13 protein-coding genes and 1 pseudogene are annotated in these 17,812 nt (G+C 70.9%); 5 read left to right on the top strand and 9 right to left on the bottom strand.

Annotated elements, in window-relative coordinates; all coding sequences use genetic code 11:
* Nucleotides 1-74 precede the first annotated feature (74 nt).
* The 4 genes from ACFYZL_RS05575 to ACFYZL_RS05560 form a co-directional block, all read right to left on the bottom strand.
* Nucleotides 75-1,133 carry a pyridoxamine 5'-phosphate oxidase family protein gene (locus tag ACFYZL_RS05575; RefSeq protein WP_388676310.1) on the bottom strand — a complete coding sequence of 353 codons (1,059 nt, stop codon included), beginning with the start codon at nucleotides 1,131-1,133 and terminating at the stop codon, nucleotides 75-77.
* A gap of 167 nt (nucleotides 1,134-1,300) precedes the next feature.
* Nucleotides 1,301-3,208 (bottom strand): alkyl/aryl-sulfatase, encoded by a 1,908-nt coding sequence (locus ACFYZL_RS05570; protein WP_388676306.1) that lies wholly within the window; start codon nucleotides 3,206-3,208, stop codon nucleotides 1,301-1,303.
* Nucleotides 3,209-3,532: 324 nt separating this feature from the next.
* The gene (locus tag ACFYZL_RS05565) at nucleotides 3,533-5,143 is read right to left on the bottom strand and encodes an APC family permease (RefSeq protein ID WP_388676303.1); all 1,611 of its coding nucleotides are present in this window, start codon (nucleotides 5,141-5,143) and stop codon (nucleotides 3,533-3,535) included.
* A 154-nt stretch (nucleotides 5,144-5,297) separates the two neighbouring features.
* Nucleotides 5,298-6,008 (bottom strand): TetR/AcrR family transcriptional regulator, encoded by a 711-nt coding sequence (locus ACFYZL_RS05560; protein WP_388676300.1) that lies wholly within the window; start codon nucleotides 6,006-6,008, stop codon nucleotides 5,298-5,300.
* Nucleotides 6,009-6,121: 113 nt separating this feature from the next.
* Here ACFYZL_RS05560 and ACFYZL_RS05555 point away from each other — a divergent pair, with 113 nt between their 5' ends.
* Nucleotides 6,122-7,348, top strand: coding sequence for a saccharopine dehydrogenase family protein (locus tag ACFYZL_RS05555; protein ID WP_384742539.1), 1,227 nt, complete (start codon nucleotides 6,122-6,124; stop codon nucleotides 7,346-7,348).
* 149 nt (nucleotides 7,349-7,497) lie between these two features.
* Here ACFYZL_RS05555 and ACFYZL_RS05550 read toward each other — a convergent pair whose 3' ends face one another.
* Nucleotides 7,498-8,688 (bottom strand): metallophosphoesterase, encoded by a 1,191-nt coding sequence (locus tag ACFYZL_RS05550; RefSeq protein ID WP_388676297.1) that lies wholly within the window; start codon nucleotides 8,686-8,688, stop codon nucleotides 7,498-7,500.
* A gap of 191 nt (nucleotides 8,689-8,879) precedes the next feature.
* On the opposite strand from ACFYZL_RS05550, the pseudogene ACFYZL_RS05545 reads away from it, so the two are divergent.
* Nucleotides 8,880-9,122, top strand: a pseudogene (locus ACFYZL_RS05545) (alkaline phosphatase); the annotation flags it as partial.
* 64 nt (nucleotides 9,123-9,186) lie between these two features.
* Here the strand turns inward: ACFYZL_RS05545 and ACFYZL_RS05540 are convergent.
* Complete coding sequence (locus ACFYZL_RS05540) at nucleotides 9,187-9,843, bottom strand: hypothetical protein (protein ID WP_388676294.1); 657 nt, start codon at nucleotides 9,841-9,843, stop codon at nucleotides 9,187-9,189.
* Nucleotides 9,844-10,221: 378 nt separating this feature from the next.
* Between ACFYZL_RS05540 and ACFYZL_RS05535 the strand changes: the two genes are divergently transcribed.
* Both ACFYZL_RS05535 and ACFYZL_RS05530 read left to right on the top strand, forming a co-directional pair.
* On the top strand, nucleotides 10,222-10,656 hold the full coding sequence (locus tag ACFYZL_RS05535; protein WP_384742546.1) for an SMI1/KNR4 family protein: 435 nt from the start codon (nucleotides 10,222-10,224) through the stop codon (nucleotides 10,654-10,656).
* A 139-nt stretch (nucleotides 10,657-10,795) separates the two neighbouring features.
* Nucleotides 10,796-11,464: a lysophospholipid acyltransferase family protein gene (locus ACFYZL_RS05530; RefSeq protein ID WP_388676291.1), complete on the top strand. Its 669-nt coding sequence runs from the start codon at nucleotides 10,796-10,798 to the stop codon at nucleotides 11,462-11,464.
* A gap of 311 nt (nucleotides 11,465-11,775) precedes the next feature.
* Here the strand turns inward: ACFYZL_RS05530 and ACFYZL_RS05525 are convergent, their stop codons facing one another.
* From ACFYZL_RS05525 to ACFYZL_RS05515, 3 genes are all read right to left on the bottom strand, one after another.
* Complete coding sequence (locus ACFYZL_RS05525; RefSeq protein WP_388676288.1) at nucleotides 11,776-12,978, bottom strand: MFS transporter; 1,203 nt, start codon at nucleotides 12,976-12,978, stop codon at nucleotides 11,776-11,778.
* A gap of 115 nt (nucleotides 12,979-13,093) precedes the next feature.
* Nucleotides 13,094-15,094: a PEP/pyruvate-binding domain-containing protein gene (locus ACFYZL_RS05520; protein ID WP_388676286.1), complete on the bottom strand. Its 2,001-nt coding sequence runs from the start codon at nucleotides 15,092-15,094 to the stop codon at nucleotides 13,094-13,096.
* The gene (locus ACFYZL_RS05515; protein ID WP_388676284.1) at nucleotides 15,091-16,530 is read right to left on the bottom strand and encodes an acetyl-CoA carboxylase biotin carboxylase subunit family protein; all 1,440 of its coding nucleotides are present in this window, start codon (nucleotides 16,528-16,530) and stop codon (nucleotides 15,091-15,093) included. Before ACFYZL_RS05515 ends, ACFYZL_RS05520 begins: the two co-directional genes overlap by 4 nt.
* 343 nt (nucleotides 16,531-16,873) lie before the next feature.
* On the opposite strand from ACFYZL_RS05515, the gene ACFYZL_RS05510 reads away from it, so the two are divergent.
* Nucleotides 16,874-17,701, top strand: a complete 828-nt coding sequence (locus ACFYZL_RS05510) for a S1 RNA-binding domain-containing protein (RefSeq protein ID WP_388676282.1) — start codon at nucleotides 16,874-16,876, stop codon at nucleotides 17,699-17,701.
* Nucleotides 17,702-17,812 lie beyond the last annotated feature (111 nt).

Raw genomic sequence — 17,812 nt, 5'->3', positions numbered from 1 at the left:
TGGTCGCACCGAGGCCGGACGGACGGACACCGTCCCGCCCGTCCGGCCTCCGTACCGGATCGACTTCTCGGCGCTCAGTGGTGCGGCGACCCCGTCACCACCGGAAGGCGGGGAGGGTCGGTCGGCGTCGGCGTCGGTGCCGCGTCCGCGAGGGCGCGGAACTGGTCCCATCGCACCTTCGGGCGGCGCAGGCCACGCCGTTCGAGATACCGGTCGGTGGACCGCTTCGTCCGGCGCAGGACGCGCAGGGCGTCGCTCGCCCGGCCGGAGCCCATGGGTTCGACCACGGTGGACGGCACCATCACCCAGCCGGCGTCCGTCCGGCGCAGGTCGCCGCGTACGAGCGCGTTGTACATGTGGTCGAGCCGTTCGTCGTGCCGGTGCACCAGGAGGCTTGCCGGGCCCCGCTCCACGCGGCAGTCCTCCGGCACCTCGACCAGGTAGCCCGCCGGTGTCGGCCGCGGCCGGGTCCGGGCGAGTACCGGAGCGCCCGAGGCGTCGCGCGCGGCCAGGACGGCAGTGGGCAGGCTCGCCAGCTGGGCGGCTCCGGGCAGGTTCACCGCTCCGGCCGCGGGTGTCGGCACTCCCGGTGGTGTCAGTTCCGCGAGGGGAGGCCGCACGGTCACCAGTTCGGGTTCGACGGTGATGAGCAGGCGCAGGTAGTACCAGGACATCACCGGCCTCATGGGACGCAGGAGGTACGAGCGGCTGTGCGGCTGCCGCTCGAAGAGCCTGCGCCAGTACTCCTCGGCCCCTCGCGGACCGGCCATGACCGTGTCGGGGCACTGGGCGCGGCCGCCGACGAAGATCTGCGGGGCGTGGTCGAGACCGCTTCCGGTCGGGTCCGAGAAGAGCAGTCCGACCCGTCCGTCACGACGGATGTTCAACGCCTTCTGGGCGAACGCGAGTGAGGTGGTCAGCAGGAGCGTCCCGTCGTCACGGCGTGCGACGGCCGTCGGCCAGGCCAGCGGGGTCCCGTCCTTGCCCAGGGTGACGAACTCGCAGGTCCGGTAGGCGTCCAGGACCTCCTGCGGAGCGGAGTCGAGAACGGCCCTCGGGCTGTTTCGGCCCCGAGGGTGGACCACATCCCTCGCGCGGGTGTGAAGGCTTTCGGAGGCACTGTTGGGGGACATGCTCGGACACTCCTGGGTCGCTTGTCGACAACGGATACCGAACGGTGCCCTCGACCCCTTGGCACCGACTTGCCATCGACTTGCAACCGTGCGCCGGCGCAGCAGGGCCACGACGTCACGCGGTACAGGCATCACGCGGTAAAGGCATCACGCGGCATCACGCGGCATCACGCCGTCACGATGGCGAAGTCCGGATCGACGGGGCCGAGCAGGTCCACGAGTCGGCCGAGGTCCGCAGGGTCGCCCTCGACGCTCACGGTGCCCTCCGCGAGGGCGGTCGGCAGGTCCCGGCCGCCCACGATGAGGGAGATGAGCGCCGCCCGTGTGAGCGTGAACGTCGTCGAGCCGGGCACGGGGCCGGCGGCGGTGCGCCGGTTCAGCGCGCCGTTGCGGACCTCGACCACGTGGGTGGTCCCCTCGTCCGTGATGACCCAGGACAGCACGATGTGCTCGTCCCAGGCGCGCGGGCCGTCGATGCGGACACCGATGCCGGCGAAGACCTGTTCGACCGTCAGCGCCGCCATGATGTCGGGCGTGGCCGCGGTGGTGGGCGTACCGAACTTCCCGTGCCGCAGTTCGTGGGCGCCGGAGAGGAACGTGTTGCGCCAGGTGCCGTTCTCGGCCCCGTAGCCGAGCTGCTCGAACGCGTCGGCCTGCAGCGTGCGCGCACGGCCGTGGTGCTCGTCGGTGAACAGGACGTGGTTGAGGACCTCGACCGCCCAGCGGTAGTCGCCCTCGTCGAAGGCCCGCTGCGCGACGCCGACCGCCGCGTCCGGACCGCCCATCGCCGCGACGTACCGCTGCGCTGCCGCGACCGGCGGGTGCTCCCACAGGTGGGCGGGGTTGCCGTCGTACCAGCCCATGTAACGCTGGTAGACGGCCTTCACGTTGTGGCTGACCGAACCGTAGTAACCGCGGGTGGACCAGGCGGCCTCCAGGGCCGGGGGCATCCGGAGCATCTCGGCGATCTCGGGTCCGACATGACCCTGGTTCAGCAGCCGCAGGGTCTGGTCGTGGACGTAGGCGTACAGGTCGCGCTGCAGGCTCAGGAACTCCACCCCGTTCGACCGCCCCCACGTCGGCCAGTGGTGCGAGGCGAACACGACGTCGAGCTCGTCGCCCCACAGCCCGATGGTCTGCGTGAGGTAGTCGGCCCAGGCGCGGGCGTCGCGTACTTGCGCACCACGGATGGTGAGGATGTTGTGGAGCGTGTGGGAGGTGTTCTCCGCGGTGCACAGGGCGCGCTGGTCGGGAAGGTAGAAGTTCATCTCGGCGGGCGCTTCCGTGCCCGGCGTGACCTGGAAGACGAGCCGGACCCCGTCGACGGTGAGCGTCTGACCGGTCTTCTTGATGTGGACGGTGGGAGGGATGAGCGTCGCTTCGCCGTCCGAGACGGTCAGCCCCAGGCCCGCACCGATCTGGCCGGACGGCCCTTTGTCCAGTGCGGCTCCGTACATGTAGCCGGCCCGCCGGGCCATGGCCGTGCCGGCGAACACGTTCTCCGACACCGCGTGTTCCATGAAACCGTCCGGCGCGATGATCTGTGTGCGCCCCGAGGTGACGTCGTCCTCGCCGACGACGCCCTTCACGCCCCCGAAGTGGTCGATGTGGGAATGGGTGTAGATGACCGCGGCGACCGGACGCGCGCCCCGGTGCTCGGTGTAGAGGGCGAAGGCCGCGGCCGCGGTCTCCTTGGTGACCAGCGGATCCACGACGATGACGCCGCTGTCGCCCTCGATGACGCTCATGACCGACAGGTCGAAGCCCCGGAGCTGGTAGATCCCGGGAACGACCTCGAACAGGCCGTCCTGGATCAGCAGCCGCCCCTGGCGCCACAGGCTCGGATTGACCGTATCCGGGGCGCCCTCGCCCCCGCCCTCGCCCCCGTCCATGAACCGGTAGGCGTCCAGGTCCCAGACGATCCGCCCGTCCGCCGCGGTGATCTGCCGGACGGCGCTGCGCCCGACGAACCCCCGGGCGACGTCTGCGAAATCCTGCTCATCGGCCATCGGCAACGCCTCGACCGCGCCCGCCAGGGAACGGCGCGTCGCCTCGGTTGCTCGGCTCTGACTCATGGGGCGACTCCTTCGAGCGGCGCGGATTCCTGGCGTCCTCGCCACGGAGGATCCGGCGCATGGCGCGAACGGAGCACCGGCTCGGACGGGGCGGTCCACGCCACCACCAGGCGGACGGATCACACGGTACCGCCACATTTCGGGCTTATGGGGTCAAATGGATCCGGGCCATCCGTGTCGCCAGGTGCCGGGACCGTCCTCTCGTCCGACATCGCGAGCGTGCCGCCGGTGACGCGGGCGGTGCGGCAGAGTCTGCTGGGATCCTCCCGATCCTCCCGATCCTCCCGACCGGACCTCGGCCGGGAGGCCCGCACCCGTGGTGGCCTACGGCGCCTCGGGAGCCACGCCGGGACGTTCGCGCCAGAAGGCTCCGGACGCGGCGCGGCGCACCAGCATGAGCACCACCCCGGCGCCGGCCAGGAAGAGCGCGATGACCAGCGGGGCGCCCAGCCCGAACCAGGCGGTCGAACTGGAGGCGTTGGCCGGATCGGCCATGTCGACGACGGACTCGACCAGCAGCCAGATCAGCATGGCCGAGCCGAGCAGCGGTCCCGCGCCGAGCAGGAGGAAGGGGACCGGCCCCCGCATCAGCCGACGCCGGTACCAGACGGCGCACGCGATGCCGGTGAGGGCGTAGTAGAAGGCGATGAGCAGCGACAGGGCGGTCAGGGAGTCCGCGAGGGCGTTCTCGCTGATCCGGTGGATGACGACGTACCAGACGATCGCCGTGCCGGTGACCCACCAGGTGCTGGTGCTCGGCGTGCCCCGGCGGGCGTCTATGTGACCGAATCCGGCGGGCAGTGCCTTGCGGCGGGCCATCGAGAGCGCGGTGCGGGAGGCCGGGATGATGGTCGTCTGCGTCGAGGCGAGGGCGGAGGTGGCGACGGCGAGGAGCAGGATCCAGTCCCAGCCGCCGAGCACCTCACGGGCGAGCGCGGCGAAGACGTCCTCCTCCGCGTCCGCCTGGCCGGCGAGGTACGCGGTGCCGGCGTAGGCGACGACCGCGAAGGCCACGGCCAGGTAGGTCGCCAGCAGGACCACCGTCGACCAGATGCCGGCCCGGCCGGGGGCGTTGGCGGGGTCCTTGGTCTCCTCGGTCAGGTTGACGGCGGATTCCCAGCCCCAGTACGCGAAGACGCCGAGCAGCAGGCCGCCGGTGAGCGCGGAGCCGCCGGCACCGAAGGGGTTGAGCCAGCCGGCGGCGGGGCGGATGGCGTCCAGGGAGCCCGTCCCGGCGTACACGCGGTACACGGCGACGCCCGCGAACACGACGAGGCACAGGACCTGGAGCAGCACGAGCACGTTCTGGAAGCGGGCCGACACCTCGGTGCCGCGTACGCACAGCCAGGACATCAGGAGGATCAGCAGGACGGTGAGGGCCTCGCGGACCAGGCTGTTGTCGGCCAGTCCGTCGGCCCCGAGGGCGAGCAGGCCGAAGCCGACGGCGACGTCGGCGAGCGAGCCGACGACGAGCACTCCGGTCATCGCTATGGCCCAGCCGCCCATCCATCCGGTGGTGGGGCCCAGAGCGCGGGTGACCCAGGAGAAGGTCGTGCCGCAGTCGGGATCGGCCCGGTTGAGGAAGTGGAAGGCGGAGGCGATCAGCAGCATGGGGACGAAGGACGCGAGCATCACTCCGGGGGCGTGTACGCCGACCAGGGCGACGAGGGGGCCGATGACGGCGGCCAGCGAGTAGGCGGGCGACGTGGCGTTGAGGCCGATGGCGAGGGCGTCGAGGAAGCCGATCGCGTCCGGTGTGAGGGCGCCGGTCGGGGTGTGTGCCGTCGGCGTGCCGTTCCCGCTCGGGGCCGCGGTGCCCGCAGTGCCGACCGCGACGCCCGGGCCGACGGTGAGGGTCGAGCCGCCCGCGGCGGCGGGCGTGGCGGTGGCCGTGGCGGCCCGGGGGGTGGTTTCCGGCGGGGTGTCTGCGGCCATCGTCCCTCGCTGTACTGAGTGCGGTGTGCGGGCCACGCCGTTGCGGGCGCGGTGTGAACGGGGTGTGAACTGCGAAGAGGAAACCCGTGCGGGCGGGGAAGGGTCAATGGTGTTGGCGTAAGGGATCCGCGCAGGTCCTGGGGGAGTGGCCGGGTCAGCCGTCCCGCAGGGCCCGGAGGCGTGTCTCCGCGCTCGCGAGCAGCATGTCCAGGGCGACCGGGTAGGCGCTGTGGTTCATCCGGGCGGCGAGCAGTCGCCTGGTGGCGTTGATGTGCGGGTACTCGTCGACCGGCAGCCGGGCGTAGGTGGACTCCCACTGTCCCTCGTCGGAGGTCCGGGAAGACTCGGACAGGGCGAGGGCGCCGGCGTCGAGGGCCGCGAAGGCCAGGCTCTGGTCGATGAAGGCGTGGTAGATCAGGACCGCCTCCGGGTCGGGGAAGCCCGCGGTGCGCAGGATGCCGAGGACGGCCTCGTCGGCGGCGATCTCGCGGGGCCGGCCGGTCACCCGGCCGGCGGTCAGTACGGCGGCCTGTGGGTGCGAGAGGTAGGCGCCGTGAATGCGCAGCCCCAGTTCGCGCAGGTCGTGACGCCACTGGCCGGTGACCGCCCAGCCGTCGAGGGCCCGGCCGATGAGCTCCTCACCGATGGCCAGGGTGAGGCCGTCCATGCCGTCGAAGTACCGGTACAGGGTGCTGGCATCAGCGCCGAGGGCGGCGCCGAGCCGGCGGGCGGTCAGGCCGGCGCTGCCGTGTTCGCGCAGCATGCGCAGGGCGGTTTCGACGATCAGCCGCTCGGACAGGACGACGCCCTGCCGGGTGGGGCGCCGGCGCCTACGGGCTTCCTCGGGGACCACGGGCTTCGCCATCAGGCACCTCCCTCTCCTTATGCCAACGCCATTGACCTTATCTTGCGACCCCGGCTTTCATCCCTCCCATGAGGCGCGGAACTCCGCGAACCTCACCGAGAGAGGGTTTCGTCATGCGTGTTCTGCTTGTGGGCGCCGGTGGCGTCGGTACCGCGATCACCCGGATCGCGGCCCGCCGGGACTTCTTCGACCGCTTCGTGGTCGCCGACTACGACCTGGCCCGCGCCGAGGCGGCCGTCGCCGCGCTCGGCGAGGCCGGCGGCCGGTTCCACGCGCGCCGCATCGATGCCTCGGACCAGGCGGCGGTGGCGGCGCTCCTGACCGAGGAGCAGTGCGACGTACTGCTGAACGCCACGGACCCGCGGTTCGTCATGCCGCTGTTCGAGGCGGCCCTCGCGGCGGACAGCCACTACGTGGACATGGCCATGTCCCTGTCCCGGCCGCACCCCGGCAAGCCCTACGAGGAGTGCGGGGTCAAGCTCGGCGACGAGCAGTTCGAGCGGGCCGAGGCCTGGGAGAAGTCGGGGCGGCTGGCTCTCGTCGGCATGGGCGTGGAGCCCGGCCTGTCGGACGTCTTCGCCCGGTACGCGGCCGACGAGCTCTTCGACGAGATCGAGGAGATCGGCATCCGCGACGGGGCGAACCTGACGGTCGAGGGCCACGAGTTCGCCCCGTCCTTCAACATCTGGACGACGATCGAGGAGTGCCTGAACCCGCCGGTGGTCTACGAGCGGGACCGCGGATGGTTCACCACCGAGCCTTTCAGCGAGCCGGAGGTGTTCGACTTCCCGGAGGGCATCGGCCCGGTCGAGTGCGTCAACGTCGAGCACGAGGAAGTGCTGCTGGTCCCGCGCTGGGTGGACGCCCGACGGGTCACCTTCAAGTACGGCCTGGGCGAGGACTTCATCGGCAAGCTGAAGACCCTGCACGCGCTCGGCCTGGACTCGACCGAACCGGTCACGGTGCGCGGCGCGGACGGCACCCCGGTACGGGTTTCGCCGCGCGACGTGGTGGCGGCGTGTCTGCCCGACCCGGCCACGCTGGGCGAACGGATGTCGGGCAAGACCTGCGCGGGGACCTGGGTGAAGGGGCGCAAGGACGGCCTGCCGCGCGAGGTGTACCTGTACCACGTGGTGGACAACCAGTGGTCGATGCGCGAGTACGGTTCACAGGCCGTGGTCTGGCAGACCGCGGTCAACCCGGTCGTGGCGCTCGAACTCATGGCCGGCGGGGTCTGGGCGGAGTCGGGCGTACTCGGCCCGGAGGCCCTTCCGCCGCGCCCGTTCCTGGACCTGCTGACCGCGTACGGCTCCCCGTGGGGCATCCGCGAACAGGGCTGATCGGAGCGCCCACGCCGACCAGAGCGGGGGCGTTGACGGGACTTCCCGTCAACGCCCCCGCTCGCCGTTCCACGCTTCAGCGGAACGCGGCCGGCTCCGGGGCCTTGGCGTAGCGCGGCGACGCGACGGGAGGGAAGACGAACCCGGGTTCAGGCGGCCGGAACCCGCAGGGGCTGGACGGACGAGGTGTGGGCCAAGGTGGCCTGCGCGGTGTCGACGTCGACGGTGTAGGCGTTCAGGGTCAGGCGGTCCTCGGCAATCTTGGCGATCACGAAGCCGTGTTGGGAGAAGTCCTGCCAGCGAGCCCGGGTCGACCCGTGTGCCCGACCGTCGCCCGTCTTGCCGGCGGCTCCGCAGACGATCTGCCGGGTGCCCCGGCCGGCCGCCGTGGGCTCCAGCACCTGGAGGGTGTGGTCGTGTCCGGACAGGATCAGGTCGGCTCGTCCGCAGACGACTTCCTCGTACAGCTCTTTGAGGTGGATGCCGCGTGTGTAGTGGCCGACGAGGAATCCGTCATAGCGCCCGGCGTTGCCGTGCTTGCCGTTGTTCAGATAGGGGTGGTGGCCGAGCACGACCTTCCACCTGGCCCGTGAGCGGGACAGCGCCTCGTCGAGCCAGCGGCGTTGCTCGCGCATGTACGGGCCGTCCCATTGGTAGTACGGGTCGGTCTGCGTGACGGTGGAGGCCACGGGGTTCGTGTCGAGGGCGAAGAACTCCACGAGCGGCGTGGTGCCCTCGGGGGCGGCGGGAACGGTCACCGAGTAGTACCGGGACGGCATGTACCACCGGGGGGAGACCGCCGCGTAGGCCACCTCTCGGTCGCCCCGGGACGGGTCGCCGCCGCTGCCGGGGATGATGCCGGAGCAGTCGTGGTTGCCGAGGACCATGAGCCAGGGGACGTCGATGCCGGTGTTGGGCTTCTCGAACTTCGAGGCGAATTCCGAGTCGTGGTCGGAATCGGGTCCGTTCTCGTAGATGTTGTCGCCGAGCCCCACGGCCAGCAGCACGCCCTCGGCCGCGCAGATCTGGCGGGCGGCCGCGGCCACCGCGTACTGAGCGGTTCCCCCGGTTCCCGCGTCGCCGGTGATCAGCACGGACAGGGTGCCGTCGCGGCCCACTCCGGTGGGCAGCGGGAACTTTCCCGGGCCGTCCGCGTGCGCCGGCTCGGCCGCGGCCCGCCCCGGCAGGGCGGCGAGCGTGGCGCCCACCACCATCGAGGCCAGCAAGGTCCGTCGGCGCAGCGTGGGTTCGCCGGCACCTCGGCCGGCCAGTCCCAGGCTCTCGGCCCACTGGCTCTCCGTCAGGTCCGCTCTCTCGGGTATCGCGTCGTCTCCGCACATGCAGCCTGTTCTCCCATACGGGCACGGCACGGTGGTGGCCAAAAGCTGAATGTTGTTCAGCTGTGACCGGGCGGCTCGTGAGAACGCCGGACCCTTTGCCGCAGGCCCCGCGACCCTCGCTCGCGCCGGCGGCGCCGAGTGCCTGCCGGCACGGCCACGCTCCGACCGGGTTCGACCACGTGACCGACCCCGGGGGGCCGGGACAGATCGTCCCGCCGGAAGCCACCCCGCCCGGCTTGTCCTCCACCCTGGTGACCGACGAGGGCCGGCAGCTGAAGGTCAACTACTCCACCAACACCCCGGGCCAGTCCCAGGAACACACGGGCACCCAAATCCGCATCGCGACCCAGGGCCCCCAGGCGTACCGCGTCCTGGGCATCACCAACCGGACAGACCTGTTCACCACCATCAGCGAGGCGCTCCGCCTGCGCTGACACGCGGCTGGAGCAGGGGATCGGCCGCAGCGGGCTCCGGAGTCGCGGGGACTCCGGCGTTGGCCTATTGGATCAGGTCGGTGTGCGTAAAGCACGTCGGGCAGAAGTAGAGCTGTAGATGGTTCGCGTCGGAGACCTGGATCCCGGGCGGGTTCGACACGTTGTCGGCGTCGAGTACTCCGATGGCCTGGTCCTCGTACGGGACCCAACCCCTCCTGTAGTCGCGGCATTCGTCCGAGGCTATGGTCAGCAGCGGGCTCATCGCGACGCCGCAGTTGATGCAGAACCGGGCGACGGGGTCGGTCAGGCCCCAGGGTGCCCATCCACCCACCTTCCAGCCCGGGGCCTCGGACAGCTCGTTCATGTAGAACTCCTGCGGGGCGATCGCGTAGGAATCATCGATCGCGACGCCGGCCTCCTGCCACACGCTCCAGTCGCACAGCTGCTGCTGCAGTTCCTCGTCCAACTCCAGAAAGTTCGGGTACTCGGTGACCTGCTCCGGTGCCAGCACGCACGGCTCTGGCGTGTAGCCGTACTGCGTCTCGGACGGCTTGGGCGGCGAGGCGAGGACGTGGGTGACGTCCGCGGCGGTTCTCCAGAACAGTTCGGTCGGAGGCTTGTGCTCCGGCGGGTGCTCCGTGGGACACCACAGCACCTGGAGCAGGTCCGTCCGTCCGGGCGGCCGAAGCTGGGGTACGTCGCGCACGTACAGCTGGGCCACTGGCAGGAGGGGGGAGAACGGGCCCTCGTGCCACTTGTGGCAGGACGGCCACGGCTGATCGGCAGGCCACAGCAGAGGACCACCGATCGAACTCTGGTACGGCGACGGAGAACCGGGGCGGGGGTGCAGCCGGGTCGCATTGCGCGCCAGCGGCGCCAGTCGGGGGAAGACCGCAGACACGTCGCACGGCCGAGGTGGGGTGGTACGGATGGTGCTCACAGCGGCGATCTTGCCGGCAGCCCCTGACAATCGGCGTACGACGAGATGACCACAGTCCGTGCCTTTCCGCGGCAGCCGCCACCCACATCCAGGCTGACGCATACGCGACACCTCAACATGCGCGCCCACCGGTTCCGAGGCCGCGTTACGCTGCGGATCATGTGGAGAGAAGCGGCTCTTGAGGCCTTTCCCGAGGCAGAGTTCCGGAGCCCCGCGCAGGTGGCAGCCCTCGCCGACGCCGAGCGCCGTCTCGGACGCGGGCTGCCCGCCGAGCTGGTACAACTGCTCCTTGAGAGCAACGGCATCGTCGGACACTCCGCCGTGGACACCGTGTGGCCCGTGGAGCAGATCGTCGAACAGAACCTGCTCTTCCGCTCCGATGCCGCCTTCGCCGAGCTGTACATGCCCTTCGACGCTCTCCTCTTCTTCGGGGACAACGGGGGCGGGGACCAGTTCGCCTTCGTGCAGACACCCCGGCGCCCGGACATCTTCGTCTGGGAACACGAGACCGACAGCCGCCGATGGGTGGCACGGGACCTGGTGGACTACCTGGGTCGTTCGCTCGCAGAAGGCGGCGACGACTGGTACCAGTAGGCAGTCCCTGGGTGATTTCGCCCCCAGTGCGGCGCCCGGGATTGAGTACGAGTACCGAGTACGACGACTCACGCGGTCCGGGGCGGCCGGCTCAGACGATGGAAGCGTTCACCGTCGGACCGGGGGAGGGACCCGTTTCATGCTCAGCACCATCGCCGACACTCTGATGCCCGCCTTCGGGCGGCTGTCGGTGACCGGCGACACCGATGCCGGGACCGCGTTCCGCCCCGGCAGCATCGTCGCCGCGAACCACACCTCGCTCGCCGATCCCGCCGTCGTCCTGGCCGCCCTGCGGAGGCTGGGCGTCGAGCCGGTCGTGATGGCGGCCGCCGGCCTGTGGCGGGTGCCCGTACTCGGCAGGGCTCTGGCGCGCGGCGGGCACATCCCCGTCTACCGTGGGGACCGGCGAGCCTCGGCGGCACTCGACACGGCCGCCGAGGCCCTCGAACGGGGCCGGCTGGTGCTCATCTACGCGGAGGGCGGACTGCCGCGGCGCGCCGACGCGGCCGAGGCCGCCCCCGAGGCCTTCCGCAGCGGACTCGCCCGCCTCTCCGAGCGGACCGGTGCGCCGGTCGTCCCGGTGGGCCAGGCCGGTGCGCGTCGCATCACGTCCGGGAACGTGGCCAAGCAACTCGCGGGAGTGGCCACCGCACCGCTGCGTCGCCCCGGCCTGCACGTGCACGTGGGCGCACCCGTCCACCTGACCGGTGACCACCAGGAGCGTACGACCCGGGCCCGGACCGCGGTGACCCGCGCGTGGCGGACGGCGGCCGCGCACCTGAACGAGCCCGCCGCACTCACCGGTTGACGCGGACGTCCCCAACCGGCTCGCCGGTCCCACCGGTGCGGGCAGCGCCCCCGACCTTCGGGAGACCGCGTTCTGCCTGGCGGTCCGGACGCACGCCGGGCACATCGCCCAACCGGCCGGCGCGATCACGCGACCTGGACAGCTGCCGCAGCGCTGCGCACGAACCCCGACGCGTCCCGCCGACTGTTCGGTGCTGCGGTGCTGCGGTGCTGCGGTGCTCCGGCGCACCCATCTGTTCGACGACAGCGACGACAGCGACGACAGCGACGACAGCGACGACAGCGACGAGCACGCGTGGCTGTCCCGTCCGATCAGGGCTGACGCGCGGCCGGACCTACCCCGTCCCGGCGCAGCCGCCCCAGGACAACGCCCACGACGAGGAGCAGAAGGCAGGTGCCCGCCGCAGCGTGCACGAGGAGCGCGTCGAGGCGGTCCGCCTCCAAATAGGCGCCGACGGCCAACGCCACCAGCGCGCACACGCCGCGGTCGACGATGGACTCCACCGACAGCAGGGTCGCCCGGTAGGGGGTCGGCGGGATGGCCGCGTTGATCAGGTTGCGTTGCACCGGGTAGGCAAGGCCCGCCGCGGCGGCGAACACGCACAGCCACAGGATCGTGCCAGGACCCCCCGACAGCGTGGTGGCCGCGAGCGTGAGCGCCATGACCACGCTGAGGACGCTCACCACGGTGATGTCGGCCAGTCGGCTGCGCAACCAGCCGGTTCGGGCCGAACCAATGGCCTCGGCGACCGTCATGGCCGACAGCACCGCACCGTGGTCGGCGACGGGGAGGTCCTTTTCGAGGAGCAGCGGTTGGAAGAGGTTGACCTGGCAGATGCGGGCGAGCGTGAACACGGCTACGCCCTGCACCATCAGTGGCCCGAGGGACCGTGACGTTCCGAGCACTTTCGCGGCATGGCGGGCCGATTCGAGCAGCCCGACGCGGTCCGCGGGCGGGTGTGCGCCCCCGCGGTGTGCCTCGATCGCAGGGAGGGCCGCGGCGCACGCCAGCGAACCGAGCGCGGAGAGCGCGGTCAGCACATAAGGGGCCTCGTGCCGGACGTGCATCAGGACGCCGACCAGCGGCCAGCAGGCGATCTTCGCCCAGAGGCCGAGCGCTCGGGCGGTGCCCTCGGCCTGTACGTAGTGCGCGTCCGCACCGTGCTCGTGCAGGTACTCGTACAGGTAGGCGCTGGAGGCACCCGACACCAGCGAGCGGGCGGCGGCGATGGCCAGGAAGTGCGCCATGAAGCCCGCGAAGGACGGCGAGGCGACCGGGAGGAGGTTCGCCGCGACCATCGCGGCCGCCCCGAGCTGCATGCAGCGGCGCTGTCCGATCCGGTCGGCGAGGAAGCCGGTGGGGATCTCCAGCAGGCAGAACGCCACGTAGTAGACGCTTTGGATGCCGAAGATCTGGCTGTCCGTCAGGCCCGCCTGCTTCTGGTACTGGTAGAAGACCGGCATCCACCACAGCAGGTTGAACAACAACTGGAACCCGTTGTTCAGTCGGATCACGCGGAGCACGGCGGCGGGTGGACGGACGCGGCGTTTCACGCGCGCACGCAGGGACACGGGCATGGGCATAGGCGTGGCCCTTCGGGTGGACGGGACGCGGGGAAGTACGGGCGGATCAGGCGCTGTACGGGCGCAGCTGGAGGATGTGGGGCACGCCTCCCGGCCCGAGCAGCCACTCGATGTCGAGCGGCCCCGCGAAGGTGTAGTCCGTGGCGAAATGGGACTGGAGCAGGCGGCCCGCCAAGGCCAGCCTGCCCAGGTGGGCCCTCGTCTCCTGGGGCAGGTCCTCGGTGGCCGCGCCCAGCGAGATCGTGCGGCCGCCGCCCTCGACCGTGTTGTACAGGTACTGCAGGGGCATCGTCCGGCCGTCGACGACGTCGGCCGCGGATCCGTGTGCGCAATTGAGGTACACGTTGCGGAAGTCGGCCCGGTTGGTCGGATTGCAGGTGACCATGACGCCTCCGAGCGGGGACGGCTCGTAGCGTTGGACGATCACCCCCATGTAGGTGTCGTCCAGGGAGATGCCGGCCTGATGGCGCAGCCGCACGCTGCGCGGGGAGAGCAACGAGGCCCACACCTGGCGGATGGCGTCCAGCAGTCCCGGCAGGTCGGTGACCTTGGTGTGGGACTCGTAGATCCCGGCCGCGGAGAAGCCCGGCAGGTCCTCGGCGTTCGAGGAGGACCGCACGGCGAAGCGGTCCGTGCCCGCCAAGTGCTCGACCAGCTGCGTGTCCAGGGCACGCACCAGGTCCTCGGGCACCGGAAGGGTGCGCACCAAGTGCTGTAGTTGGACGCACACCGTGTCCACGGCGTCCAGGGCGTTCAGCTCCAGGGCCATCTTCAGCTTGCCGATGCTCTGTTGCACGGCCGGCGAGGAGTCCAGGAACCGCTGCTGGACGGAGAAGGGGACGGCGATGCCCGCCGGCGCCTGGACGTGCCGGGTCAGGAACTCGCCCGCGTACTGGGCGTGATCGCCGTCCTCGGGCATCCCCAGCCGGGCGGCCAGGTGGCCGAGCAGGTCGGCCCGGGGCGGGCGCGGCACGGAGTAGTAGCCGGTCAATCGGCCCGAGCCGTGGCGCAGAACGTGGTGCAGTTCCCCGAGGTTGGCCGCCTTGGTGCCGTACCGGTTGCGGTCGCGGGCGCGTAACGCGGACAGCGGCACGAGCGGAACGTCCGTCACGTGCGGTGCGTCGAGGCGGACCCGCTGCGTGTGCCACGTCGGTTCGGCGAGGTCCGACGGTTCCTCGGCGCGCCGGATGACGAACGCGTCGGCGGTGACCTCGTAATGGACCCACGCACCGTCCAGCTTCTCGTCGGCGATCGTGTCGAGGACTCCGCGGACGATGGCGTTGGGGATGCCCCAACCGGCGGCCAGCATGTTGGTGTGCGACAGCGGGGTGGTGGGCCGGGCGTTGATCAGACCGGCGAGCCGCGGGATGTCGTCGGGGACCACCGGCATGGCGACGATGTCGTACCAGGTCAGGTCCCCGCGGGCAGCCAGGTACTCCTCGTCCGAGGCGAAGGCGCGGAGCCGGCCGGTGGCCGAGGCGAGCGTCAACGGCACGAAGGGCGCGGTCGCCAGGAGCGCGTGACCCCGTGCACGGGGCACCACGGTCTCCGGCACCGCCGCGAGGGCGTTCTCCTGCCCGTGGTTGGCCGGCTTCACCAGTAGCTCCAGCCCGGGATCGAGGTGGGCCCGTACGAAGGTGTGGAACTCGATCAACAGATCCGCGCCCATGGTGTCGGCCTCGGTGGTCTCCAGGACCATGAACGGCTCGTCCCGCTCCGGTCCGCCCTGGGAATGCAGCGACAGGACGCCGAGGAGGAAGCGCCGCGCGGGGTTCTGGTAGACGTCGTGGTTGAAGCGGTCGAGTTCGGCGTCGAGCTGGTCGAGGGTCAGCCCCTCGATCTCGGTGGCTATGTAGTTGACGTGGAAGGAGTGCACGGCGCTGTCGAGGACGTGCCAGAGGTTCTGGTCGCGGTCCACGACGACCTTCACGTACGGATGCCCGCCCAGCACTCCGGCGAGCTGCTCGAACAGGGGGAGCGTGAGCAGGGTGTCCACGGCGGCGCCCCGGGGGGACGGGGCGGCGGCGATGGTTCCGGCGTTCGTCATGCGGTGCTCCCGGGTGTCGAGCGGTCGGCGGACAGGGTGGAGGGCGGGGTGGGGGCGGCGGGGGTGCCGGCAGCCTGGGGAGCGGCGGGCGGCGCGGGCAGGGCGTACGGGAGCGCCGCGAGGATGCGGCCGCAGTCGGCCAGCAGCGCCGGCGCGGACTCGGCGGTGAGGAAACACAGCGCGGCCATGGAATTGGCCCCTCCCGCCTCCTCGTACGGCGGGACCGGGCTGCCCGGCGCGAGACTGTGCTCGCGCACCAGCTCCACACGGGTTTCCGGCGCGACCAGGGCGGGCCAGTCGACCGCGTCGAAGTCCCAGGCCGGGTGCTCGGTCCAGGGCCGCCCCTCGGAATCGACGGCGAGGATGACGAGGGATCCGGCGGCGCCCTTGCCCTCGGTCAGCATCCGCTCCGGGTAGGCGACCTCCCGGCCGAGCAACTGGCGCACCAGCATGCCGATCATGTCGAGCCCGAAGACGGTCTCCACCTGCCGAGTGGTCATCACCCCACCGAAACGGGCCGCGGCCTCGATCAGCCACATGGCCCCGTCGGCGCCGAGTTTGATCTCGGTGTGGGTGGCGCAGGTGTCGAGGCCGAGCGCGTCGACGGCGGCCCGCGACACCTCCTCGATCCGGTGCTGCAACGCGTTCGGGAGGGCGGCCGGAGCCAGGCTCGCCCGCTCGGTGAAGGGCGCGATGGTGGGCATCCGCCCGGTGATGCACAGGGGGTGGTAATGGCCGTCGGCGACGATCCCCTCCACGCTGACGTAGTCGCCCCACCCGTCCCCGTCGAACCAGCAGGACGCCTCACCGGTCACGATCTCCTCCAGCAGGAAATCGCTGACGCCCTGGTCCGCGGCGTGCAGTTCCGCGTAACCCTGCGCGGAGGAAGCCTCCATGACGGAACGTCCGGTCTTCCAGGCCGCCTCGGCCTGCTGCTCGTTCCACACGCTGAGGTGGGCCGTGGAGCCCGCGCTCCAGGCGGCCTTCAGGAGGAGCGGCGGCCTGAGGGTTTGGAAGGCGTCCGCGATGTCCTCCGGATCGTGGATCTCCGCGAACCCCGGCACGGGCACTCCGGCGGCACGCCAGATCCGACGCATCAGACGCTTGTCCCGCGCCCCCGCGACCCGCTCGCCGGCACCGCGCAGACCCAGCCGCAGGCTCGCGTGGGCGACGGCCACCACCGCGTACTCGGACAGGGTCAGCACCGCCTCGGCGCCGACGCGGCGAGCGTGGGAACAGATGAGATCGACCAGTTCCGCCCCCTCGCCCGGCGGGGCCGTGGTGACCGACGCGCACCCGGGCAACCACGCCGACTCGGTGGTTCGGGGCAACGGCGCGAGCGCCAGGACGTGCACCTCGGCATGGGCGACGATGCGCGGGACCGCGTACTCCAGAGGAGGGCCGCCCTTGGCGTAGACGAACAGGATCGGGGTCATGGTGCTCCTCGGGTCGGGGGAACGCCGTGCGGTGCGACGGTGTCGTCGACGGACGATCCGTGCGGGGTGTGACCGCGAACGGACCAGGGGTGACCGGACCGCGACGAAAACGGCGAACGCACGGATGTACGCCTACTCGGTTGCGTGTTCGCTAAACAATCACGCTCACCAAGCGGGGCCGGGGCGAGGGTGTTTCAGCCATTCGCGCGGAGCCCGCGGGGATGACGCGTCGGCGGGGCCCTTGGAGTCGGGGCCGAGGGCCTGAACCGTCCGGATCGCTCCACCGCCGAGGACGAGTTCGCCCGTGGGATGACACACGGCCGGCCATGAGAGGCTGGCCGGCATGAGCGGAGCGTCGGACGATGAGTCTTCCCGGAGGTTCTTGGCCGCACTTCAGGTCGGTGACCTCTGCAGCGGAACCGTGGCCGAGGTGTCGCGAGGAGTGTCGGTGACCTTGGACGGCTTCGCGGCCCGTCCGCTGGGGTTCGTGGCACCGCTGGACCGGTCCTGGGGTCCGGGTCCGGCTGCGGCGGTGGCGGTGGGCCGACGAATCACCGCCGAGGTGACCTCCATTGACCTGGATCAGGGGCGGGCTTGGCTTTCCAGAGCCGCGGTGGAGAACCCCGAGCTATGGGCGTTCCTGAAATCCCTCCGCCTCGGCGAGATTCTGTCGGGCAGGATCGCATCAATTGAACGGTTCGGCGTGTTCGTGGCGTTGGATGACGGCCCTGAGCACCCGGTCTTCCCCGGGGTCGGGTTCATCACGTTCCCCGAGCTGTCCTGGCGACACTTCCAGGCAGCGTCGGACATCGTTCAGGTAGGACAACGCGTTTCGTGCGAGTTCCTCCAGTTCGACACGTGGAACGGAGAAGCCAGGCTCTCTTTGCGGGCCATGCAGCCTGACCCCTTTCAGGTGTTCGCCGACGGCACGACGGTGGGGCAGACCCTGCGGGGGCGGGTCACCAAGCTGGTCCCGTTCGGCGTCTTCGTCCAGGTCACCCCTGACATCGAGGGACTGGTCCATCTGCAGGAGCTCACCTGGAGGCCTGTCGAGTCTCCGGAGTTGGTCGTCCAAGTCGGTGACGAGATCACGGTCGTGGTCACAGAGATCGATCAAGAGCGACGCAGGCTGGTCCTCTCCCGGCGACAGGCTTCTACGGCTCTCGAGTGACCTTTTCGCTCCGCAGGTGATGGAGCCGAGCGTAGGACGCCGTCGCGGCGCCAGGGAGGGGAGGTCGTTTCCTTCCGCTCCGATGACCAGAATGAAGCGGCCCACTCCTCG

Source organism: Streptomyces sp. NPDC001717 (assembly GCF_042892775.1).
Taxonomy (GTDB): domain Bacteria; phylum Actinomycetota; class Actinomycetes; order Streptomycetales; family Streptomycetaceae; genus Streptomyces.
The sequence above is the reverse complement of the archived record's forward strand: the minus strand, read 5'-3'. Positions and strand labels throughout refer to the sequence as shown.

Coding starts and splice junctions, on each gene's coding strand:
- ACFYZL_RS05510 (WP_388676282.1), top strand. CDS start 16,874: ATGAGCGGAGCGTCGGACGATGAGTCTTCCCGGAGGTTCTTGGCCGCA.
- ACFYZL_RS05565 (WP_388676303.1), bottom strand. CDS start 5,143: ATGGCCGCAGACACCCCGCCGGAAACCACCCCCCGGGCCGCCACGGCC.
- ACFYZL_RS05575 (WP_388676310.1), bottom strand. CDS start 1,133: ATGTCCCCCAACAGTGCCTCCGAAAGCCTTCACACCCGCGCGAGGGAT.
- ACFYZL_RS05555 (WP_384742539.1), top strand. CDS start 6,122: ATGCGTGTTCTGCTTGTGGGCGCCGGTGGCGTCGGTACCGCGATCACC.
- ACFYZL_RS05550 (WP_388676297.1), bottom strand. CDS start 8,688: ATGTGCGGAGACGACGCGATACCCGAGAGAGCGGACCTGACGGAGAGC.
- ACFYZL_RS05520 (WP_388676286.1), bottom strand. CDS start 15,094: ATGACGAACGCCGGAACCATCGCCGCCGCCCCGTCCCCCCGGGGCGCC.
- ACFYZL_RS05570 (WP_388676306.1), bottom strand. CDS start 3,208: ATGAGTCAGAGCCGAGCAACCGAGGCGACGCGCCGTTCCCTGGCGGGC.
- ACFYZL_RS05515 (WP_388676284.1), bottom strand. CDS start 16,530: ATGACCCCGATCCTGTTCGTCTACGCCAAGGGCGGCCCTCCTCTGGAG.
- ACFYZL_RS05560 (WP_388676300.1), bottom strand. CDS start 6,008: ATGGCGAAGCCCGTGGTCCCCGAGGAAGCCCGTAGGCGCCGGCGCCCC.
- ACFYZL_RS05530 (WP_388676291.1), top strand. CDS start 10,796: ATGCTCAGCACCATCGCCGACACTCTGATGCCCGCCTTCGGGCGGCTG.
- ACFYZL_RS05535 (WP_384742546.1), top strand. CDS start 10,222: ATGTGGAGAGAAGCGGCTCTTGAGGCCTTTCCCGAGGCAGAGTTCCGG.